Origin of the sequence: Aurantibacter crassamenti, assembly GCF_016811105.1 — a bacterium.
In the GTDB taxonomy this organism is placed as follows: domain Bacteria; phylum Bacteroidota; class Bacteroidia; order Flavobacteriales; family Flavobacteriaceae; genus Aurantibacter_A; species Aurantibacter_A crassamenti.
The window spans coordinates 1,219,109-1,241,884 of record NZ_JAFBGM010000002.1; the positions used below are offsets into that span (position 1 = coordinate 1,219,109).

A 22,776-nucleotide genomic window follows, 5' to 3' on the forward strand; every position below is an offset into this window, starting at 1 on the left:
GATGTTAATTCGATTTCTTTTATTTTTTATACTTATCCTGACCTTTTCTTGCACGGAAAAAGAGAAGCAATCTATAGTCAATTTCCCAACTCATTTTGAGCAAACTCAGGGCACAGAAACTGCCACTTACGCACAGACTATTGAATTTTACATTCAATTAGCCAAAGAATTTTCTGAAATAAACATTCAAACTATTGGTCTTACAGATAGTGGAGAACCACTTCATATTGTCACCTATAACGTAGAAGGTGATTTTAATTTTCGCAAGCTTAGCAAAGAAAAATTAGTGTTGTTAATTAACAATGGCATACACCCCGGTGAATCTGATGGCATAGACGCTACCATGTTATTATTTAGAGATTTAGCTACAAATAAAATAGACGCTCCAGAGAAAACCGTTCTAGTAACCATTCCCATTTATAATATTGGCGGTGCATTAAATAGAAATACTGGAACAAGAGCAAATCAAAACGGACCAAAATCTTACGGCTTTCGCGGAAACACTAAGAATTATGATCTTAACAGAGATTTTATAAAATCCGATTCTAAAAACGCCCGCAGTTTCGCTAAAATATTCCATTTAGTAAATCCAGATATTTTTATAGATAACCATGTAAGCAATGGTGCAGATTATCAATACACTTTAACACATTTGTTTACGCAACACAATAAATTAGGCGGCCAATTAGGAACCTATTTAAATTCTGAAATGATGCCATCTTTAGAGAAATCTTTAATGGCGAATAATTGGGAAATAACCCCATATGTAAATGTATTCAATCAAGTTCCTGAAACCGGGTTTTCTCAATTTATAGATCACCCAAGATATTCAACCGGCTACACCACTTTATGGAACACTTTTGGCTTAATGGTAGAAACCCATATGTTAAAGCCATATAAACAAAGAGTTGAAGGCACTTATGAGTTAATGAAACAAGTTATAAATATTGCAGAAACTGACGGTGCAAAAATAAAAGAACTGCGTAATGATGCTTTGACTAGACATCAGAATTGGTCTACTTACCCAATACAATGGGCGGTAGACTCCACACAACATACTACTTTAAATTTCAAAGGGTACCAAGGAGACACAATCATAAGCAAAGTCACTGGTTTTTCTAGATTAAAATACAACAGAAACAAACCCTTCACAAAAGAAATTAAATATCAGAATTATTTTAAAGCTATCGATTCTGTAGTTATTCCTGAAGCCTATATTATTAAAAAAGGATATGATAAAATCATCAATTTATTAGACCTGAATCAAATTGTGTATAAAACTATAAAAGCAGATACTATACTAGAAGTAGAATCTTATAAAATTCAAGAATATAAAAGTAGAATAAATGCCTATGAAGGGCATTATCTTCATTATGACACAAAGGTAGCAGCTCAAAACAAGTCTGTCCATTTTTCTAAGGGCGATTATTTAATAATCACAGACCAACCAGGATTTAGATATCTCATGGAAACGCTAGAGCCCGCAGCTGTAGATTCTTTTTTTAACTGGAATTTTTTCGATGCTATTTTACAGCAAAAAGAAGATTTTTCACCTTATGTTTTTGAAGATGAAGCAGAAGAAATGTTGAAAAATGACACGCAATTAAATCAAGATTTTAATCTGAAAAAAGAAGAAGACCTTGAATTTAAATCCAATTGGCATGCACAACTAACATGGTTGTATAAAAAATCAAATCATTATGAAGCCGCTCATTTACAATACCCAGTATACAGAATTCTAAAAAATAATGCAAAATCAGTTAACTAATACCCAAATAAAATACGAATATTAGCGAAAGAATTCTCAAGAGCTTCTTTAATTTTAACAGGCCCTTTCCATTTCACTTTATGTATACCTTCTTTCTTCTCACCTTTTAATTTGCCCTCATAATAGGTTTTCATCGCAAACCAATGTACTTCCTTTAATGTATCAACACCATTGTTTTTAAAAACATGATATGTAGTTCTTAGAAAATTCTCTATTCGTAAATCTTTAACTCCTGTTTCTTCCATTACCTCTCTAATGGCACAAGTTTCTATAGATTCACCTTTATCAAGTTTACCTTTCGGCAGATCCCATTTATCATTTCTATAAATAAAAAGCACTTTACCTTCTTTATTGGTAACCACTCCCCCAGCTGCAACAACAAGCGGAATTCTCTTGGTAAATTTTTTTAATATTTCTTCTTGATTTGGATGATAAATATAGGCCTCACTTAACTTTCCTTTTCGCAAAGAAGTAATGGCTTCTTGAATAGATTCTTCGTTTAGCAAGAAATATTTATGGTCTCCGGTATCAGAAAGATTGTTCGTTAAAACAAGAGGCCGTTCATTGACAAAAACTTTATACATTTGCTGCATGATTTTAGACAAAGACACTGCAAAAAAAACCGCAGAACTTCTACTGCAAATTAATGCAATAAAGTTGAAACCGGAAAATCCATTTACATGGGCTTCAGGTTGGCGATCACCAATCTATTGTGATAATAGAATTGTGCTCTCATATCCAACAATTCGTAATTTTATTCGCCAAGAAATGGCCAAACAAGTTGAAGACCTTTATGGTAAACCAGATGTAATTGCAGGTGTAGCAACTGGTGCTATTGGCATTGGCATGTTAGTTGCTGACTATTTAGGGTTGCCTTTCATTTACATTAGACCTCAAGCCAAAGCACATGGGCGTCAAAATCAAATTGAAGGCCAATTTGAATCGGGCCAAAAAGTAGTAATTATTGAAGATTTAATTAGTACAGGAAAAAGCAGTCTACTGGCCGTAGATGCATTAAATGCTGCCGGAGCAAATATTAAAGGCATGTTAGCAATTTTCACATATGGCTTTGATGTTTCTGTAAAGAACTTTCAAGAAAAGAAAATTGACCTTCATACACTAAGCGACTATTCAAATTTAATTGAACAGGCAGCTGACACAAATTATATAAAAGAAGAACAGTTAAACACATTATCTGAGTGGAGAAAAAATCCGTCAGAATGGAAACAAGAATAATATGCACTTAGAATCTCCAAAAAAAACAGTTTCAAAAAGCAAACAAGAAGTTTTCGAATTTCTTTGTGATATAAAGAATTTTGAAAAATTAATGCCATCAAATATCAGCAAGTTTGAAGTTTTAAATGAAGACACTTTTATTTTCGCTTTAAAAGGTATGCCTGAAATTACCTTGAAAGTAAAAGAGAAAGTACCTTTTGAAAAAATTGTGCTTGGTTCAGCAGAAGGTAAATTAAATTTCACTTTAACATCTGATATTGAAGAACGCTCAGATAATGCTACAGATGTCACATTACATTTCAAAGGTGAATTCAATGCAATGATGGCGATGATGATAAAGAACCCAATAACAAATTTTATTGGCACATTGTCTCAAAATATGGACCAGATTTAAACTAATTCTAATAAATCAGTTTAATTTCTTTCAAATTAAACTCTTTTAAAGGCCCATCTTTCAAGAGAACCTCAAGCTTTCCTGTGGACGATATTCCAGAAATGGTACCATAAAAGGATTTTTCATTTTTATCTTGAAATTGAGTGATTTTTCCTTTCATAAAAAGAACATCAAGATAGGCTTCTTCCAATTCTTTGAATTTACCCAAAATTAGAAGGTCAAAATAGTGAACCAATTTCTCAAGAAGTTCATTTAGTAAATCTTCTAAATTAAAATTTTTGTCTAACAACAATTTTAAAGAGGTAGCGTTAAAAAGGTTATGAAAGGTAGTTTGATTAACATTTAGTCCAATACCAATAACCGAGGCTTTTATTTGTTGGCCTTGTAAGATGTTTTCAATAAGAATACCACATATTTTTCCTGAGCCTGACAGAATGTCGTTAGGCCATTTAATTTTTAAATTTGGAGTTTTTAATGCCTTTAACATAGCATAAACGGCCAAAGAAACAGCTATATTTATATAAAATTGGTTTTGAACGGAAAACCCTTCAAATCGTTTTAATACGCTAAAAGTTAGGTTTTTACCCGGTGAAGATTGCCAAACAGCACCCATTTGACCTCTTGCTTTTAATTGTTCATTAGCAACAATAACTGTAAAGTCATCAACAGGTGTAGAAAGCAATCGATTTTTAAGATATAGGTTTGTAGACTCCGTGGCATCAAGTTTGATTATATGCATGAGCAACCCTGTAATTAGATTTTGATATCTTATGTTAGAAAACTAGGGTCAAAAGAACAAAAAAATAATAACTTTGCGTAAACTAAATAATTTGAATGCAGAAAGGTAAAGCTAGCGCAGACGAGTTGATCGCCTTAATTTTACAAGGTATAGAAGAGGTAAAAGGGCAAGATATAAGATTGCTAGACCTCAGAGAATTAGAAAACACAGTTTGTGATTACTTTGTTATCTGCAATGGTACTTCTAATACTCAGGTGAATGCTATCGTTGGATCCGTTCAAAAAACAGTAAGTAAGGCTATACAAGATAAGCCTTGGCATGTTGAAGGCAGTGAAAATGCCGAATGGATTTTAATGGATTATGTAAACGTAGTAGTTCATGTCTTCCAAAAGCATATTCGTGAATTTTATGATATTGAAGGTCTTTGGGGTGATGCAAAAATCACTGTACTGGAAGGCAATCTATAATTAGGTAAAAAAATATAATGGCAAAAGATAATAATTCGAATCCGAAGAAACCTAAGTTTAATTCATGGTGGATTTATGGCTTAATCGCTATACTTCTTATTGGATTTCAGATTCTCAATAGTGGCAACTTTTCTGGCACCCGTACAACAACAACTTCTGAGCTTCAAGAATACTTGAGAAATGGCGATATCGATAAGATTACGATAATCACCAATACCAATCAGGCAAAAGTTTTCTTATCTGAAGAAGCTTTAGAAAAAGATGTACATAAAGATGTACGTGACAAACCTTTTTCAGTGGGTACAGCGGTAGTACCTCAATATGTGCTAGATTACGGAGATCTTCAAATTTTTCAGAATGAAATTACCGAAATCAAAAAAGAAAACAATCTAGATACCATAGTTGAATTCGACAAAGAATCAAGTTATTTAATTGATTTATTAGTTGGCATTTTACCATTTGTCTTAATCATAGGAATATGGATTTACCTAATGCGTCGTATGTCAGGTGGTGGCGGTGGCGGTGCCGGCGGACAAATATTTAATATTGGTAAATCAAAAGCAAAACTATTTGATGAAAAAACTGACACTAGAACATCATTTAAAGATGTTGCAGGTTTAGAAGGTGCCAAAGAAGAGGTAGAAGAGATTGTAGAGTTCTTAAGAAATCCAGATAAATATACTTCTTTAGGAGGTAAAATTCCGAAAGGCGCACTACTTGTAGGCCCTCCAGGAACTGGTAAAACACTTTTAGCCAAAGCAGTTGCAGGTGAAGCTAAAGTCCCTTTCTTTTCATTATCAGGTTCTGATTTTGTTGAAATGTTCGTAGGTGTTGGTGCTTCACGTGTTCGTGATCTTTTTAAACAAGCTAAAGATAAATCTCCAGCAATTATATTTATTGATGAAATTGATGCTATTGGTAGAGCTAGAGGAAAAAATAATTTCACAGGTTCTAATGATGAAAGAGAAAATACACTGAATCAATTATTAACCGAGATGGATGGTTTTGGCACAAATACTAATGTAATTGTATTAGCTGCTACCAACCGTGCAGATGTATTGGATAAAGCCTTAATGCGTGCTGGTCGATTTGATAGACAGATTTATGTTGACCTACCAGATATTCGTGAGCGTAAAGAAATTTTTGATGTACACCTAAGACCTATTAAAACTGCTGAAACGCTTGATTTAGATTTCTTAGCACGTCAAACTCCAGGTTTCTCTGGTGCTGATATTGCAAATGTTTGTAATGAAGCCGCCTTAATTGCCGCAAGAAAAGAGAAAAAGGCAGTTACAAAACAAGACTTTTTAGATGCTGTTGACCGTATTGTTGGTGGACTTGAAAAGAAAAATAAAATAATCACTCCTGGTGAAAAGAAAACTATCGCTTATCATGAGGCAGGTCACGCAACGGTAAGTTGGATGCTTGAACATGCAGCACCACTTGTTAAGGTAACAATTGTACCTAGAGGGCAATCATTAGGGGCTGCTTGGTACTTACCTGAAGAAAGATTAATCGTTAGACCAGAGCAAATGCTTGATGAAATGTGTGCCACAATGGGTGGTAGAGCAGCCGAGCGAGTTATTTTTGATAAAATTTCAACTGGTGCTTTAAGTGATCTTGAAAAAGTAACTAAACAAGCCCGTGCTATGGTGACAGTATATGGCCTAAATGAAGAAATAGGTAACCTTACTTATTATGATTCATCAGGGCAAGATTCATACGGTTTTTCAAAACCATATAGTGAAGATACTGCTAGAAAAATTGATGCTGAAATTTCTAAAATCATTGAAGCTCAATATCAAAGAGCAATACAAGTATTAATTGACAATGAAGATAAGCTTACTGTATTGGCAGAACGCTTACTTGAAAAAGAGGTTATATTTAAAGAGGATTTAGAAAAAATATTTGGCAAAAGAACATTCATTAAAGAAGAAATGGAAGATCCGTTAGCCAAAGATATTTCAACTAATAAAGAAGAAGAAATAGTAGACGATATACCTACTGAAGAGCTAGGAAAAGAAAATAATTAATTACTTTTATAGCTATCATAGTATACTAACCAATAAGCAAATTGAAATTTCTTAACATCAATGGGGCTGTTTGATAAATTGTTTGGGGGCGGAAAAAAGGTTTCTAAGGAAGCTGTTCAGACCAGAGGTGCGCACATGCCCGACTTAAATATTCCTGTTGATGAAAAATTCACCATCCACTTTAAGAAAAACGGCGGTAAATTTTTATACTGTGATTCATTAAAAGAAATCTCACAAGCACTATCAAATATTATTGGTGAGAACAATTGGAAACAACAACCCTTCTTAGTTCTTGATAATCGTCTTTCAAAAAAATTCTCGAATAACAATATAACATTTACTGATAAAGCTGGTCAAAGTGAAGTTTTCTTTACCACTTGTGAGCACTTGATTGCTCAAGATGGATCTATTTTAGTATGTTCTAATCAACTATTAGAAAGTAAGCTTCATGATTTACCAGATAATGTAATCGTCTTTGCAACTACAAGCCAATTAGTTGAAAATATTGGTGGTGGACTAAAAGTGATTAAGAAAAAATACGGTCGTAATATTCCAACCAATATTACTACGCTAAAGCATTTTCAAGCGAACGAAGAAAACGATCATGACTTCCTAACCTACGGTAGCACTTCAAAAAATTTATACCTTTTACTTCTGGAGGATTTATAATATGAAGGAAATTCTTCGACGGTCAATTACCGGGGTCATATACATTTTACTCTTGTTGTCTGCAGTCTTTTTAAGTTCAGATGCCTTTGATTTTTTGTTTATGATTTTTGGTCTTGCTTGTATATATGAATACAAACGACTAGTTGGCCTAAAAGGCTATTATATATTTTTAGCCTATTTAGTTCTCTGGTGGATATTCATATATCTTGTAAAAGAAAACAACAAACTACCTATTAACATATTAATGTTTACCACAATCGCTGTAAACATTGCAATGCTCATATATTTATTTTCAAAAAAGGAAAGAATTTTTAGTACTGCAGAAAAATTTCTTGCTGGCCTTTTTTATATTGGTGGAGGATGTATTTTTCTAACCATGATACCTTATAAAAATGATGATTTTGCAAAATTTTTAATCATTGGTATTTTTATCTTGATATGGGTGAATGACAGTTTTGCTTATATTGTTGGCAAATCAATTGGTAGAACAAAATTATTTCCGCGAGTATCGCCTAAGAAAACGTGGGAAGGCACTATTGGCGGCATGCTATTCGCTGTAGCTGCGGCTTACCTTATGGCAAGTTATGAACCAATAGTAAATCCAGCGCAATGGGTTACCTTAGCCATAGTGATTGTAATCATGGGCAGTTTAGGTGATTTAGTAGAATCAAAGCTAAAACGTTCAGCTGGTGTTAAAGACAGCGGAGCAATTATGCCTGGTCATGGCGGTATGCTTGACCGATTAGACAGTTTAATATTTGCGGCACCTTTTGCCTACTTAACCTTAAATATCTTTGCAAATGTTTCATAGAGAGGGACAAAAAATAATCTTAATTACCTTTTTCTTAGTTGCTGTAACTGTTTTACTAGCGCAATTTTACATCGCAATACCTTGGCTTAAAATGGGCCTTCAGATTTTAGCATTAGTTGTTTTGATTCTCATTTTACAATTCTTTAGAAACCCCAAAAGAACCGTAATTAAGAATTTTGATGACATTTTAGCCCCAGTTGACGGTAAGGTTGTCGTTATTGAAGAAGTTGTAGAAACCGAATATTTCAATGACAAACGCAAACAAGTATCAATCTTCATGTCACCAGTAAATGTGCATGTCACGCGGTACCCGGCAAGTGGTTCAATAAAGTATTCTAAATACCATCCTGGTAAATATCTTGTGGCTTGGCATCCAAAATCTAGTACTGAAAATGAACGCACTACTGTAGTCATTAACACTCCAAAATTTGGAGATATATTATATCGCCAAATAGCTGGTGCAATGGCACGCAGAATTGTAAACTATGCAGAAGAAGGAGATAATGCGCAACAAGGAGAAGACGCAGGTTTTATAAAGTTTGGTTCTCGAGTAGATTTGTTCTTACCTTTAGATTGTGGTATTACTGTCAAATTAAATCAAACAGTAGTCGGAGCCAAAACATGTATTGCCAGTACTATTCAAAAGGATGACAAAGAAGAACTTACATACTAACTTCTCGAATGCGGTAGAATTTGCAAATGAATATACTGATGCATTACCACCTGATTTAATGCTAAAGCTATATGCTTACTTTAAAATAGCTACTGATAATTCAGACAACCCCAATGGTAAAACTCCATTAATTAATGCCTTTAAGGTCAATGCTCTTATTCAAGCAAAAGATATGAGCAAAGAAGAAGCTATGAAAGCCTACATAGCTATTGTTCAAAAAGAACTAAAAAGTTGATTTACAATTAGCCTTCTTTTTATATTACAATTTACTCATACATATCTTCGAGATCAGCCTCACACAATTCTACTATAAAGCTCCCTAGTTTTTCAGCAATCGCATTAAAAAATTGTTCCCCTTTTTCAGCAGTAGCTTTATGCGGATTTCCAACACCAGTATCTTCACTAATTTCTGACCATTTACGTTCGGCCCATACCCACCCTTCTGAATAGGCATTAATTTTATACTTTTTAGAGGCCCCATCACCCCATTTATCTTTCGACAAAATTAAATCTGGCCGTAAGTATAACATCAGACTAGTTTCCATTTCATCAGCATGATCACCTTTTTCCTCAAAATATAAATCTTTATCTAACATCTGTGGAAAAAAGCAAAAGCTGATAAACATTTTAGGAAACTTCAGTCCCAATTCTCTAACTATCGGTTTAAAATTATTTCCACCGTGTCCGTTAAATAGTAGCAGTTTATAAATACCTTGTCTGTTCAGTACTTCTACAATATCAGTTAAAATTGCTAGTTGCGTACTAGGATTTAAATTAATGTCTAAATAAATATCGGACTGCCCTGTGTTTACACCAAAAGGTAATGTAGGTAATACAATAACTTTAGCATCTTTTTCCCAAGCCAATTTTGCCGACTCCGCAGTTAAATGGTCAGCTTGAATATTATCAGTGGCATATGGTAAATGATAATTATGTGCTTCAGTGGCACCCCAAGGTAATACTGCTAAATCAAATTTAGCATCTTTTAAAGCTTCCCAATTAGTTTCTGCAAGAATATAAGGTCTCATATTAAGTCTTTAGACAAACTTAATAATCAGTTCTGAAACATGAGTAAAGAAATATGAATAATAACAACTACGAACTTAATACAGCTAATTTAACTGTGCGGTTTAAATTCAAACTTTACCCTACTACCCCTACCAATAACATTATTTGAATACTATAAATTATATATGGCATTAGATAGTAAGTTTTTTTCTATAATTGAGCTTTATTAGATAGAACTACAACTCTAGTTTTAGAAATAGAATCATGCCATCCTATTGAATCAGAACCAAAAAAAGAAAAAGCTTCAAAAGGTATATATCTACAAACCGAACGCAATAAAATAGTGCTAAAATTAGGTTTTTCACCAGTTTCAGTACCCACCTTTGTTTTGGTTATCACTTTACCTATTGATTGACCAGATATTCCTTCAAGTAATGAATAATATATAATACCCGCAATTATTCCAATAGCATACTCTAAGAGTTTATTTTCTCCTTCAAAAAAAGATAGAGACTCAGGTGATACTAAAGCTAGTATAACGCCAAGCATAAAACTAAAAACCACTATAAAAAGTAGCATGCAAATAAAATCAATAATATAATTTGCAAATCGTTGCCCAGAAGATGCCAATTGGCTATTTATTTCTTTGGCCGCAGTATTTGCTGAAATACGAGCTTTTCTACTACTATCTTCACGATAAGAATCACAATTAGACTCAAAGTTAGCAGCTTGTCCGTTTAAACTACAGACAATACCAAAACTAAGGTCTTTCTCTTGATTTACACATACTTTACAGAATTGCAATTGGGCTTGACGTGTCATATTTAAATGGCTTTAACTGTGATTTAGTTAAAAACGCATTCGAATAAAGTATCATATAATTTTTCGACCAATGATAATAAAAATCAGCTTTTATGAGCTATATAGTCATTTTAGCATCTGTGTCTCGTTCGATAAACGTGAAGTATATACTGGCGCAAATGGTCACTATAAAATATAATACAACTAAAGTACTACCCCATGACAAATAGCTATTTAAACCAAACCAATCAGCCTGTAAAATTATATTTGTTACACCCGCAATACTGCGCACAATTTCAATCCACACCGCGTAACTGGTTCTATCCATTAAACTGGTATAGCCGTATACACCAATAAAAATAATAGCGCTAAAAAGCACTAAGTTTTCAAATTCAATATTAGCATAGTTATAAAACATGAAAAGCAAAAAAAACATGGTGCTAAGTAGTTGAAATATTGCGTAAACGTTCATTGCCTTAGATGTGGGTGATTTATAACGTTCAAAATTATAAACATCTTCAATGATTTGAATTGGATACTTAACCGCTACATCTTTAGGTCGCCAACCGGTTGGCATAAACCAAATTCTAAATTTGTCCCAATAATTATCGGTGCGCCACGCATCTTTTAGAAGTCGCCAAATGTGTTGAAAATTAATCAAAACAGGATTCCATGTGCCGGCTGGTTTTAAAACACCATACTGAGGTGGTACATCAGCTAACTCTTCTTGAAATGTACCAAACCAGCGATCCCAAATACAAAGTACCTGACCCAAATTTTTATCAATATACTCCGGATTAATAGCATGGTGCACGCGATGTTGAGATGGTGTTACAATTATATATTCTAACCAACCCATGGTTTTGATATGTCTTGTATGATACCAGAATTGTGCGAACAAATGAATTGGGGCTAATATTAATATCACTTCATTTGGTACACCAAAAATTGCTGCAGGAATTAAGAGAATAGCAAAATACCCCAACAAATTAGATACGGGTTGACGAAGCGCACAGGCCAAATTGAATTCTTCACTACTATGATGAATTACATGTTGGTTCCAAAAAAAATTGATTTTATGGCTGAGTCTGTGATTCCAATACCCAGCGAAGTCAATTACAATAAAAGCTATGACCCAAACTAGCCAGGTTGCTTTTATTTCAGTGATAGCCAAATGCTGAAGCAAAAATGGGTATGACACTAATACCAACCCCAAACCAATGGTGTCTTTAATAATATTAGTAAAGCCCGAACTAATGCTCGAAACAGTATCCATAACTTTATGCTTCTGATCCTTTTTAAAATAGCCATACGCTATTTCAATAATCAATAAAATGGAGAAAAAAGGAATTGCATACAATAATGCTTTGGCATAAGTTTCCATTGATTTTATATAGTTTCTAATTAAACGGACCAACCATAATATGGGCTCTAAAAGTACCTGGATCCATCAACCAAGGCATTCCTTTTTCATGTGGTTTTGAAGGTAAACCTGTTGACGCGACAGTAGCAAACGGAGTATAGATAACATACCTATATTGCGCATCACTTAACTCACCTGTTGCTTTATTATATGCTTCATCACTACCATAATACACATAAAGCATGCTGGGAACAATAGGCATCTGCCATTTACCTGCCGCCACTTCAGCACCTTGAATTTCGCGTTTTTCTTTAGTGTTTTTACCCTCTAATGTAAGTTCTCTACCCCTTTTCATAAAAGGCTCTAATGCAGCTGAATAACAAGAAACACTTATTCCTTCTTTTGTTGGGTCATCCGCAATACATACCAAGTTATTGGTACCTTCTCGTAACACTACCATTTCACCATTATCATTATAGCCGTATACCATAGCAGCAGATTTATCTGCTTCAGGCGCAGGAAGTACTGCTGTTTTTATTTGTATATCCGCAGGTAATATTTCAACTTTTTCTTGTTGAGCTCTTACGTTCAATGCAATTAATACTATCAATAGTGTGAGTAACTTTTTCATAATGCTTCGTTTTCTTTAAAGATAAAAACTTTCAGCATATGTTTATAAACCTAAAGCAGTCTATCTTTTATTAAATGCACTTCTGAACTCAATCCTTATTAGAACCAACAAAACTAATATCTCAATAATAAAATAACTCAGCCCTAAAAGGGTAAGTCTAGTATAATAGAAGTACATTAAAAAAATAGTCAAACAACAATAAAGTAAATTAACTATAGCAATAAACTTCAGAAAAAATCGCCAATTATATTTCAAGAAAAAATAACAACTAAAAGAGTACAACGCAAAAAAACAAGGCAAAACGGCCAAAGCATGAAGTATTTCAATGGGCATACCTATAGAAGTATGAATGCCTACAAGTAAAACTCCCAAGAAAAATGCAGAAACTACGGCACCTAATGCATCAACCAAAAACAATCGTTTTGGATTTGACGTAATAGTATTAAACAATGAATATTTAGTATTCATCTTTTGAATAATTGTACGCCAGATGCCGTATTAACGAAAAAAGTTTTATGACATACTTGCCAAACTTTTCTCTAAAGTTTCAATTTTTGCTTCAGCATCAGCAGCTTTTTGTTTCTCAATGGCAACAACTTGTTCTGGTGCATTATTAACAAATCGTTCGTTAGAGAGTTTCTTCTGAACCGATTGCAAAAAACCTTTGGTGTATTTTAATTCTTCTTGAATCTTTTGAATTTCAGCTGCAACATCAATTGCACCACCCACTGGAATAAAGTACTCATTACTTTTAACCCTAAAGGTTAAAGCACCTTCCACGGCAGCATCAACATAAGAAATAGCGGACACATTGGTTAATTTACAAATTAAATCATCCCATTTTTCAGCAACTTGTTCTTCATTTAAAACTGAAACCTCTAGTGCTTCTTTCATTGGAATATTTTTCTCCTTTCGGATATTTCTTATCCCTGAAACAACCTCCGAAGCAAATTCAAATTCTTTTACAAGAACATCATTTACTGTTTCAATTTTTGGCCATTCAGCAACTATCAGAGCTTCTTCAGGAGAACGTTTAGCTATGTGCTGCCAAATTTCTTCAGTTAAGAAAGGCATAAACGGATGCAACACCTTAAGATTCTGTTCTAAAATAGCAATAACTGCGGCATAGGTAGTTTTATCAATTGGCTGTTGATAAGCTGGCTTTACTATTTCTAAAAGCCAAGAACTATAATCATCCCAAACCAACTTATACGTTGCCATCAATGCGTCAGAAATTCTAAACTTGCCAAAATGATCTTCAATCTCAACTAAAGTTTGATTGAATTTAGCATGATACCATTCAATGCCAAGTTTTGCAGATTCTGGTTGCGGAATATCTGCTACCTCCCACCCTTCTACTAATCGGAAACCATTCCATATCTTATTTGAAAAATTCTTACCCTGTTGACATAAATCTTCATCAAACATTAAATCATTTCCAGCAGCAGAACTTAACAGAAGACCAACTCGAACACCATCTGCGCCATAATCATCAATTAATTTCAAGGCATCAGGCGAGTTGCCCAATGATTTCGACATTTTTCTGCGTTGTTTGTCCCGAACAATTCCAGTGAAATAAACATTTTTAAATGGTCGTTCATCTCTATATTCATAACCTGAAATTATCATTCGTGCTACCCAAAAGAAGATAATATCTGGCGCTGTAACCAAATCACTCGTTGGATAATAATAATTAATGTCTTTATTATCAGGTTCTAATATTCCATTAAAAACGGTCATTGGCCATAACCATGAAGAAAACCAAGTATCAACTACATCTTCATCTTGACGCAAGTTTTCAAGTGTCAGTTTATCATTATAAGATTTTTCCTGTGCTAACTTCAGTGCGTCTTCTATAGTTTCTGCAACTACAAAATCATCTTGACCATCACCATAATAAAAAGCTGGAATTCTTTGTCCCCACCATAATTGGCGCGAAATATTCCAATCCCTCACATTAGACATCCAATGGCGATACATATTCTCAAATTTCTTAGGAAAGAACTGTATATCATCTGAATCTAAAACACCTGCAATTGCGGGTTTTACTAGATTTTCCATTTTCAAGAACCACTGATCTGAAAGTCTCGGTTCAATTACTGCCTTTGTACGTTCAGAAGTACCTACTTTATTAATATAGTTTTCAGTCTTAACTAAGCTCCCTTTTTCTTCAAGTTCTTTAGAAATAGCTTTACGGACTACAAATCGATCTTGACCCTCATAATGCAAACCGAAAGAATTTAAAGTAGCATCAGCATTAAAAATATCAATAGTCTCAAGGTTATGCTTTTCACCTAAGGCCTTATCATTCATATCATGCGCTGGCGTGATTTTCAAACAACCAGTACCAAATTCAATATCAACATATTCGTCTTCTATAATTGGTATAACCCTATTACAAATAGGAACAATAACATTTTTACCTTTCAAATGCTTAAACCGCTCATCATTCGGATTAATACAAATAGCGGTATCACCTAAAATAGTTTCAGGTCTTGTTGTAGCAATTGTGACTTTTTCAGCAGAACCTTCAATTTGATAAGCTACATAATACAAAAGGCCTTGTCTCTCTTCATAAATAACTTCTTCGTCAGACAAAGTAGTTTGAGCCTCAGGATCCCAATTCACCATACGATAGCCCCTATATATCAAACCTTTATCAAACAAATCAATAAAAACCTTTGTGACAGATTTTGACATATTGTCATCCATAGTAAAGGCGGTACGATCCCAATCACATGAACAACCTAATTTCTTTAATTGTTCTAAAATGACACCTCCATATTCATTTTTCCACTCCCATGCATGCTTTAAAAAGTCATCTCTAGAAATATCGGCTTTATTGATACCCTGTTCTTTTAAACGAGCTACAACTTTAGCCTCAGTTGCAATAGAAGCATGATCCGTACCAGGTACCCAACAGGCGTTTTTACCCATTAAACGGGCTCTACGCGTCAAGACATCTTGCAAGGTATTATTAAGCATGTGCCCCATATGCAATACGCCGGTGACATTTGGTGGTGGAATAACAATGGTGAAAGGTTCACGATTGTCTGGCTCAGAATGAAAGTAGCCATTTTGCATCCAATATTCATACCAACGGTTTTCTACCTGATTTGGGATGTATTTTGACGGAATCTCCATTTTTTTGGAACGATTATTGGTTAATGATAAACGGCATTAAAAAAACCCGTTTTGAACGATATGTTAAAATATCGGAGTATACGGGCGATTGGCCGAAATATAAATACGAAACAAAAATAAGTAACGTTAGTATATAACAAAAGAATTTTGGACGTTCATCGTGAAAGATTTACATTTGAAATTCACCCAAAACTGAAAAATGATGAAAAAAATAGTACTTGTATTATTTGTGAGCCTAATGGGATTAACCCTTACAGCTCAAGAAGCGAAAGCTAAAATTGATTTCAAAACCGAAACTGTAGATTATGGCGAAATCACTAAGGGTGCCGATGGCATTCGTGTTTTTGAATTTACAAATACTGGTAATGCACCATTGATAATCAGCAAAGTGAGCTCTAGCTGCGGATGTACAATACCGAAAAAACCGGAAGATCCTATTTTACCAGGAAAAACTGGTGAAATTCAAGTAAAATATGACACTAATAGAGTTGGCCCTATTCGAAAAGCCATAACAGTTATTTCGAATGCTGATACACCAACTAAGGTTTTAAAGATTAAAGGAGAAATTAAAGCTTCTGAAGGAAAATAAAATTTATTTTTCAATACTATAAAAAAGCCCCGACCATTGGTCGGGGCTTTTATTTTTATGTGCCATTGAATATTAAGGTGCAGGCTGAAACATTTTTTTTAAGGTAAACGAGAATTTCAAATCGTTATTTGCGCGTTCAATCATTACCTTAACCTTCTTACCTTCTTTTCTATCAAGCATCTGCATTACCTCTTGCAGTTTGTAGTGATGTATTTTTTTACCGTTTACAGAAAGCACCACATCTCCTTCACGCAAGCCCGCATCATGCGCCGGACTGCCAACTCTGATTCCAGAAACTACAATTTCGGGCACCAAGCTCATTTTAGTTCTATTCTCTAGTATAATTTCAACATCACCAAATTTTCGACCTTCTGTATTAACAACTCCCCTTCCATTTCCTATGCTTTCAGCAACATATCGAAGGCCATTATGCTGTAGAGTTATTCCACTCAAATTATAATGAAATGGTATACTAAAATTGCTATTCTTCTTAAAAGTCATTTTCTCATTCGGATAATCAAAAATAATATTGAACCTTTTAAGCACCTCACCTCCAATGGATCCATTTCGGTTACCTAAATTAACAATAGAACTATAGGATTGCTTATCGGGAAAAGCCGCTTTTGCATCTTTTAAAGCAAATGAGCCCAAATTAATTTGACTCACTTTGGTCCGTTTGCCAAAAATACTTCCGTTTAAGCCTTCTCCTAAAAAATCATCATAATGTTTCTCAGGCACATCAATTAGTTCATCTTCAAAAAGCCATATGGCATCACTACTTCCAGTATCAACCAATAATCGTACAGGCATTTTAGTTTTGCTATTCAATGCAAGTTGCCCTTCAACATAAGCTTTACTATTACGAACAGTTAACGGTAGACTTTCCGCTTTTCTATCCTTTCTATATTTGTACGTCTCTGGAGAATGAAATTTAATGGTCTTAGAAGCATAATTTATTGCTACAACAAAATTTTTGAACAAGTCATATCCAATGATTCCATGAATTGGTATACCTAAACTTGGTGAAAAATTCATATTTCGATCAAGAACCACGTATAATAGTTGATTTTCATTTTCAATATTCTTCAATTTAAAAGAATTACCCTTTGAACTAAGTGCTTTGATTGGATCACCCTCGCCTAAGCCCCTAATTGAAATCTCTGACACACTATTAAGTTGCACAGGATCTTGATCATTAAGGCTAAACAAAATAGGCTTTCTAACTCCTGAATCTAAAATAAAAGTAAGTTCAGTTCCATTGACTTCTATGGGCAGCACAATTAAGTTATTAATTAGCTGAAATTTAATTTTTTGATGCTTTTGGCCTTTTGGCAATGAAAATGATTGCGCAACACCAAAAAATGGTATGAAGAAAACCAAAATCGCTATATATGACCCTAAACGTTTCATTATCAAACTACTTATCCTCTTAAAGATAGTCAAAAAATAAACGCAAAACTTTATTAACAATCATGATTTCAGGTAATTAATAAACTTGATGTTTATTGCTTTCCACCATATGATTTACCACTTTTGTGATAAATTACTAGAAAATGCCTACGATTTCACAAAAAGGGCTTACCATGCCCCAATCTCCTATTCGAAAATTAGTTCCTTTTGCAGAGGAAGCTAAAAAGAATGGAATTAATGTATTACATCTTAATATTGGCCAACCCGATATCAAAACACCACAAATAGCGCTAGATGCTGTAAAAAATAACACCATTAAGGTATTAGAATACAGTAGAACCGAAGGTTCAGATACCTATCGTGAAAAACTAGCTGCTTACTATGCCAAAAATGACATACATGTAACGGCGAAAGATATTATTGTAACTACAGGTGGATCAGAAGCCTTGTCTTTTGCAATTGGCAGTATCGCCGATGTAGCTGATGAAATAATTATTCCTGAACCCTTTTATGCGAATTATAATGGGTTCTCAACAGCACATGGCGTTAATGTTGTGCCAGTGGTTTCAGATTTCGAAACTAATTTTGCATTACCACCAATAGAAGATTTTGAGAAATTAATTACATCAAAAACCAAAGCAATACTCATCTGCAATCCTGGTAATCCAACGGGATATTTGTATAGCAAAGAAGAGATTCAAAAATTGGCTTTGCTTGTCAAAAAGCATGACATTTACTTAATTTCTGATGAGGTTTATCGCGAATTTACATATGATGGAATTGAACATTATTCAATATTACAAGAAGATGGAATAGATTCAAATGCAATTGTTATCGATTCTGTCTCAAAACGATATAGTATGTGCGGCGCGCGCATAGGATGCATGGTAACAAAGAATGAAGAAGTTATTAGTACAGCAATAAAATTTGCACAAGCACGGCTGTCACCCCCAACTTATGCGCAAATAGCTGCAGAAGCTGCGTTAGAGACGCCACAGCAGTATTTTGATGATGTTATTAAGGAATACGTGGTTCGAAGAAATATTCTTATTGAAGAGTTAGAAAAAATAGAAGGTGTAAAGGTAGCGCATCCAAAAGGTGCTTTTTATTGTATTGCTGAATTACCAATAAAAGATACCGATGATTTTGCTCAATGGCTTTTAGAAGATTTTAGAGTTAACAATGAAACCGTTATGGTGGCTCCAGCAGCAGGATTTTATGCAACACCAGGTTTAGGTAAAAATCAGATAAGAATTGCTTATGTTCTTGAAAAGGATAGCTTAAAACGTGCTGTAAACATACTAAAGGAAGCCCTAAAGAGTTATATAGGTTAATGGAGGTACAGCAAGATATATCCCTTAAAAACTACAACACATTTGGCATCAATTCACAAGCCAAATACTTTGCAGAAATCAATTCTGAAGAAGACCTTAGAACTGCGCTAAGTTTAAATGATTATCCAAAAAAATTTATAATTAGTGGTGGCAGTAATATGCTTCTAACAGGTGCCGTTAATGCCTTTGTTTTACATATTAATATAAAAGGGATTTCTATAGTAAAAGAGACTGAGAATAACGTCACTTTAAAAATTAATGCAGGTGAGAACTGGCATGAATTGGTTTTATGGACGCTTGAACAGAATTACGGTGGGTTAGAAAACATGTCGTTGATTCCGGGTAATGTAGGCACTGCTCCTATTCAAAACATTGGCGCATATGGTGTTGAGTTGAAAGATACCTTTGTAAGCTGCGAAGCTATGCATATGCAAACGCAAGAAATCAAAAGTTTTTCAAAATCTGAATGCAAGTTTGGTTATCGCGATTCTTTTTTTAAAAATGAAGGAAAAGGTCTTTATGTGATTACATCAGTTACACTAGAACTAACCAAAAAAAATCATTGCTTAAACACCTCTTACGGGGCAATTGAAACAGAACTTGAGCGAAATAATATTTCCAATCCCACTTTAAAAGATATATCCAATGCAGTTATTGCAATTAGACAAAGTAAATTACCAGACCCCAAAGTATTAGGAAATAGTGGAAGTTTTTTTAAAAATCCTGTGGTTTCAAAGTCTGAATTTGGTACCTTTTCAAAAAAGCATCCTGAAGCACCTTTTTATAAGGTTTCTGATGATGCTTATAAAATTCCGGCAGGTTGGTTAATAGAACAATGTGGCTACAAAGGCAAACGTTTTGGTGATGCAGGTGTTCACAAAAATCAAGCTTTAGTATTAGTAAATTATGGAAATGCAACCGGAAAAGAATTGTTAGACCTTGCATATCAAATTATTGAGGCCGTTCAGAAGCGGTTTGGCATTGCAATAGCACCAGAAGTAAACATAATAAAATAACCCTCGCACGCATAGCATCCGAGGGTTATACCAAACCAAACTAACCAAAACCTAATGTACAATTACCAAGTTGTACATTAATCAAATTAAAAAATTAAGAAACGCTACTATAACAATCAATTTTATAAATTAGCGTTTAGCTATATACGGATAAAACTATGGCTTTGGATGCTTAAGCCACTTTTTATAGAACCCATAAAAGTTTTATGAGCGCACTACTTGAAAAACATATTGTAGAACTGCTACAAGATAGAGATGAGAAAGCAATTTCACTACTCTATGAGCATTATGGAGATACGTTATTTGGTGTAGCCAACAAAGTGGTGCGTGATGAAAATCTTGCCCAAGATGTTTTACAAGAAAGTTTTGTTAAAATCTGGAAGAAATCTGATTCTTATGATCCTTCAAAAGCAAAACTCTTTACTTGGCTGTTCCGTATAACACGCAATACAGCTATTGACAAACTAAGAAGTGTAAACACCAAATCTGATAAAGAAATCCAAATCGATGTTTCTGACGTATATAATTTAGGTGTGAATAGCATAAGACCTGAGTTGATTGATGTACGAGAGAATTTAGAAAAAATTGAAGAAAAGTACCAAATTGTTTTAGAGGCGCTGTTTTTTCAAGGAATGACCCAACAAGAAGCTAGTGATGAATTAGACATTCCGTTGGGAACAATTAAATCTAGATTAAAAATCGGACTAAGAGAACTCAAGAAAATTTATGTCAGCATAATATTATTTGCACTCATTTTAAATATAAATGAACTGATATAACGTAACGCGCCCATTCAGCTTAAAAAATGTTGAATTTAAAAAGGCAAATTACACCCGCTAATAAACGGGATTGACCGAACAACAGAAACAAATTTAACAGATGAAAGATAAAATTAAAATATTCTTAGACTCTGATTTACTCGAAAAGCACCTTTTAGGTACTACGAACAATCAAGAAACGCTTCAGGTAGAGCGCTATATAGCAATGTACCCAGAAGTAAGAAAAACGTATGATGAACTTCAAGACAACTTGGAGGCATTTGCAAAGTTACATGCCATCAAAACACCAGAAGGCTTAAAAGAGAACATCATAGCACTTATAAAGGCTGAAAATAAGGGTAGAAGAAATTATTTCAGATACGGTATTGCAGCTAGTATTGCTATTTTAGTTTTTGCTGGGTCGTCTTATTTCTTTTATGACCAAAATCAAAGTCTTCAAGAAGAAAATACGATTGTAAGCAACAAAATCAAAGATTTAGAAGAAAACATGCGCGAGCAATTAGAAGATGTTCGCAACCAGTTTATTGTTCTTCAAAATCCTGAAACTAAAAAATACACCGTAAAAGGCAATAAGAAGGCAAAAGAATTAAAAGCCGTAGCCTATATTAATCCAGTTAAAAAACTTTCATACATCAATGTAAGTAACTTACCCAACTTACCTGAAGATCAATGTTTTCAAATGTGGACAGAAGTTAACGGTAAAATGGTAAACCTAGGTGTAATAAAACAAGCTACCAATCAAGAAAAACTATTGGCTATGCCTTATAGTGATCATGCAGTTGGTTATATAACAATTGAACGCCAAGGTGGCAATGACACACCAACAGTAGAAAATATAGTAGCTAACATTGCATATTAGCAATTAAGCAATACAAAAGAATAATTTCTAAGCCCTGACCTTCTATGTCAGGGCTTATTTTTTTATATCTTTGTCGTATGAAACTATTATTGTTGACAATTGGTCTTTTAGCTTTAGCTGTAGCTGGTATCGCTATAAAAATTTGGTCTAAAAAAGATGGAAAATTTGCAGGCACTTGTGCTAGTCAAAGCCCCTTCTTAAATCAAGATGGTCAAGCATGTGGCATGTGTGGTAAAATGCCAGAAGAGCAAGATTGTCAAATGGAATCTGCAACTTAGAATTGCTAAATCGGTTAAAACCGAAAGTTAATTAACCCTCATATTTTTTCTTATCCTATTGGATAAAATCAATCTTCCGGAAACCTTAAAAAATGCCAAGTCTGGCAGTCAGATAGCATATAGTAAGCTATTAGATTATTTTTGGAATGATGTATACGGGTTTCAACTAATTCGTACTCAAAACGAGAATGACGCTGAAGATATCACCGTTCAAACCTTTTCCAAAGCTTTTGACAAGATCAACACCTATAATGATGATTATGAATTCAAGACTTGGCTAATAACCATTTCAAAAAATATTCATATTGATTTAATACGTAAACGAAAGCGTAATATACTTGAAACATCTGGCAGTAATGATGTTATAAAGAAAATATTAGATGATGCACCATCAGTTGAAGATCAGCTAATCATTGAACAAAACTTAGCTACGCTACTGTTACATATTAAAAAATTAAAGCCTCACTATCAAGCGGTCATCAATTTGAGATACTTTAATGAACTTAGCTATGCTGATATTGCTAAAGAGCTGAATGAGCCCATGAATAACGTAAAGGTTAAGTTATTACGTGCAAAAAAATTATTGGCAGAATCTTTAAAACACAAGAACTAAATTCATCCTTCAAGAATTAGTTTTAGCTTTCTTTCTTCATTTTCATTTCAATCCAACGCATATTTACCCACATTCACATACAATTTTCGCCCTTTTCAATTCAAGGCAAAAACTGGCAACACGATACGGCTGCTGCTAACTGAAATCGTATATTTGTTGTT

24 protein-coding genes are annotated in these 22,776 nt (G+C 34.0%); 16 read left to right on the plus strand and 8 right to left on the minus strand.

Going from position 1 to position 22,776, the window contains the following annotated elements:
- Position 1 precedes the first annotated feature (1 nt).
- The gene (locus JQC67_RS17810; protein WP_203254258.1) at positions 2-1,768 is read left to right on the plus strand and encodes a M14 family metallopeptidase; all 1,767 of its coding nucleotides are present in this window, start codon (positions 2-4) and stop codon (positions 1,766-1,768) included.
- Here JQC67_RS17810 and JQC67_RS17815 read toward each other — a convergent pair.
- Positions 1,765-2,352 carry an NUDIX hydrolase gene (locus JQC67_RS17815; protein WP_203254259.1) on the minus strand — a complete coding sequence of 196 codons (588 nt, stop codon included), beginning with the start codon at positions 2,350-2,352 and terminating at the stop codon, positions 1,765-1,767. The two genes, JQC67_RS17810 and JQC67_RS17815, sit on opposite strands and share 4 nt — an antisense overlap.
- 7 nt (positions 2,353-2,359) lie before the next feature.
- Between JQC67_RS17815 and pyrE the strand changes: the two genes are divergently transcribed.
- Both pyrE and JQC67_RS17825 read left to right on the plus strand, forming a co-directional pair.
- Entirely contained in the window at positions 2,360-3,004 is a 645-nt protein-coding gene (gene pyrE / locus JQC67_RS17820) for an orotate phosphoribosyltransferase (protein WP_203254260.1), read from the plus strand.
- 1 nt (position 3,005) lies between these two features.
- The gene (locus tag JQC67_RS17825; protein ID WP_203254261.1) at positions 3,006-3,398 is read left to right on the plus strand and encodes an SRPBCC family protein; all 393 of its coding nucleotides are present in this window, start codon (positions 3,006-3,008) and stop codon (positions 3,396-3,398) included.
- Between the two features lie 7 nt (positions 3,399-3,405).
- On the opposite strand, the gene JQC67_RS17830 is transcribed toward JQC67_RS17825, so the two are convergent.
- The gene (locus JQC67_RS17830) at positions 3,406-4,137 is read right to left on the minus strand and encodes a biotin--[acetyl-CoA-carboxylase] ligase (RefSeq protein WP_203254262.1); all 732 of its coding nucleotides are present in this window, start codon (positions 4,135-4,137) and stop codon (positions 3,406-3,408) included.
- Between the two features lie 95 nt (positions 4,138-4,232).
- Between JQC67_RS17830 and rsfS the strand changes: the two genes are divergently transcribed.
- From rsfS to JQC67_RS17860, 6 genes are read left to right on the plus strand one after another with little or no spacing between them, the layout of a single operon-like run.
- A complete protein-coding gene (gene rsfS / locus JQC67_RS17835; protein ID WP_203254263.1) occupies positions 4,233-4,604 on the plus strand; it encodes a ribosome silencing factor in 372 nt (123 codons plus the stop codon).
- Positions 4,605-4,621: 17 nt separating this feature from the next.
- Complete coding sequence (gene ftsH, locus JQC67_RS17840) at positions 4,622-6,637, plus strand: ATP-dependent zinc metalloprotease FtsH (RefSeq protein ID WP_203254264.1); 2,016 nt, start codon at positions 4,622-4,624, stop codon at positions 6,635-6,637.
- A 60-nt stretch (positions 6,638-6,697) separates the two neighbouring features.
- Positions 6,698-7,306 carry an LUD domain-containing protein gene (locus JQC67_RS17845; RefSeq protein ID WP_203254265.1) on the plus strand — a complete coding sequence of 203 codons (609 nt, stop codon included), beginning with the start codon at positions 6,698-6,700 and terminating at the stop codon, positions 7,304-7,306.
- A 1-nt stretch (position 7,307) separates the two neighbouring features.
- Entirely contained in the window at positions 7,308-8,117 is an 810-nt protein-coding gene (locus tag JQC67_RS17850) for a phosphatidate cytidylyltransferase (RefSeq protein ID WP_203254266.1), read from the plus strand.
- Positions 8,107-8,790, plus strand: a complete 684-nt coding sequence (locus tag JQC67_RS17855) for a phosphatidylserine decarboxylase family protein (protein ID WP_203254267.1) — start codon at positions 8,107-8,109, stop codon at positions 8,788-8,790. Before JQC67_RS17850 ends, JQC67_RS17855 begins: the two co-directional genes overlap by 11 nt.
- Entirely contained in the window at positions 8,765-9,025 is a 261-nt protein-coding gene (locus JQC67_RS17860) for an acyl-CoA-binding protein (RefSeq protein WP_203254268.1), read from the plus strand. Before JQC67_RS17855 ends, JQC67_RS17860 begins: the two co-directional genes overlap by 26 nt.
- Positions 9,026-9,056: 31 nt before the next feature.
- Here JQC67_RS17860 and JQC67_RS17865 read toward each other — a convergent pair whose 3' ends face one another.
- From JQC67_RS17865 to JQC67_RS17885, 5 genes are all read right to left on the minus strand, one after another.
- The gene (locus JQC67_RS17865; protein WP_203254269.1) at positions 9,057-9,818 is read right to left on the minus strand and encodes a creatininase family protein; all 762 of its coding nucleotides are present in this window, start codon (positions 9,816-9,818) and stop codon (positions 9,057-9,059) included.
- Between the two features lie 190 nt (positions 9,819-10,008).
- Positions 10,009-10,620, minus strand: a complete 612-nt coding sequence (locus JQC67_RS17870) for an RDD family protein (protein WP_203254270.1) — start codon at positions 10,618-10,620, stop codon at positions 10,009-10,011.
- Between the two features lie 97 nt (positions 10,621-10,717).
- A complete protein-coding gene (locus JQC67_RS17875; RefSeq protein WP_203254271.1) occupies positions 10,718-11,983 on the minus strand; it encodes a sterol desaturase family protein in 1,266 nt (421 codons plus the stop codon).
- A 16-nt stretch (positions 11,984-11,999) separates the two neighbouring features.
- On the minus strand, positions 12,000-12,593 hold the full coding sequence (locus JQC67_RS17880) for a hypothetical protein (RefSeq protein ID WP_203254272.1): 594 nt from the start codon (positions 12,591-12,593) through the stop codon (positions 12,000-12,002).
- A gap of 513 nt (positions 12,594-13,106) precedes the next feature.
- Positions 13,107-15,737 carry a valine--tRNA ligase gene (locus JQC67_RS17885; RefSeq protein ID WP_203254273.1) on the minus strand — a complete coding sequence of 877 codons (2,631 nt, stop codon included), beginning with the start codon at positions 15,735-15,737 and terminating at the stop codon, positions 13,107-13,109.
- 199 nt (positions 15,738-15,936) lie between these two features.
- Here JQC67_RS17885 and JQC67_RS17890 point away from each other — a divergent pair, with 199 nt between their 5' ends.
- Complete coding sequence (locus tag JQC67_RS17890) at positions 15,937-16,326, plus strand: DUF1573 domain-containing protein (protein ID WP_394369467.1); 390 nt, start codon at positions 15,937-15,939, stop codon at positions 16,324-16,326.
- Between the two features lie 72 nt (positions 16,327-16,398).
- Here the strand turns inward: JQC67_RS17890 and JQC67_RS17895 are convergent, their stop codons facing one another.
- Positions 16,399-17,736 (minus strand): aspartyl protease family protein, encoded by a 1,338-nt coding sequence (locus tag JQC67_RS17895; RefSeq protein ID WP_203254274.1) that lies wholly within the window; start codon positions 17,734-17,736, stop codon positions 16,399-16,401.
- Between the two features lie 143 nt (positions 17,737-17,879).
- On the opposite strand from JQC67_RS17895, the gene JQC67_RS17900 reads away from it, so the two are divergent.
- The 6 genes from JQC67_RS17900 (at position 17,880) to JQC67_RS17925 (ending at position 22,615) form a co-directional block, all read left to right on the plus strand.
- The gene (locus JQC67_RS17900) at positions 17,880-19,070 is read left to right on the plus strand and encodes a pyridoxal phosphate-dependent aminotransferase (protein WP_203254275.1); all 1,191 of its coding nucleotides are present in this window, start codon (positions 17,880-17,882) and stop codon (positions 19,068-19,070) included.
- Positions 19,070-20,086, plus strand: a complete 1,017-nt coding sequence (gene murB / locus JQC67_RS17905; protein WP_203254276.1) for a UDP-N-acetylmuramate dehydrogenase — start codon at positions 19,070-19,072, stop codon at positions 20,084-20,086. The genes JQC67_RS17900 and murB overlap by 1 nt, the downstream gene beginning before the upstream one ends.
- Positions 20,087-20,292: 206 nt before the next feature.
- The gene (locus tag JQC67_RS17910; RefSeq protein WP_203254277.1) at positions 20,293-20,865 is read left to right on the plus strand and encodes an RNA polymerase sigma factor; all 573 of its coding nucleotides are present in this window, start codon (positions 20,293-20,295) and stop codon (positions 20,863-20,865) included.
- A gap of 100 nt (positions 20,866-20,965) precedes the next feature.
- On the plus strand, positions 20,966-21,724 hold the full coding sequence (locus JQC67_RS17915) for an anti-sigma factor (RefSeq protein WP_203254278.1): 759 nt from the start codon (positions 20,966-20,968) through the stop codon (positions 21,722-21,724).
- A gap of 77 nt (positions 21,725-21,801) precedes the next feature.
- A complete protein-coding gene (locus JQC67_RS17920) occupies positions 21,802-22,002 on the plus strand; it encodes a membrane or secreted protein (RefSeq protein WP_203254279.1) in 201 nt (66 codons plus the stop codon).
- Between the two features lie 67 nt (positions 22,003-22,069).
- The gene (locus JQC67_RS17925; protein WP_394369473.1) at positions 22,070-22,615 is read left to right on the plus strand and encodes an RNA polymerase sigma factor; all 546 of its coding nucleotides are present in this window, start codon (positions 22,070-22,072) and stop codon (positions 22,613-22,615) included.
- The last annotated feature ends 161 nt before the right edge of the window (positions 22,616-22,776 follow it).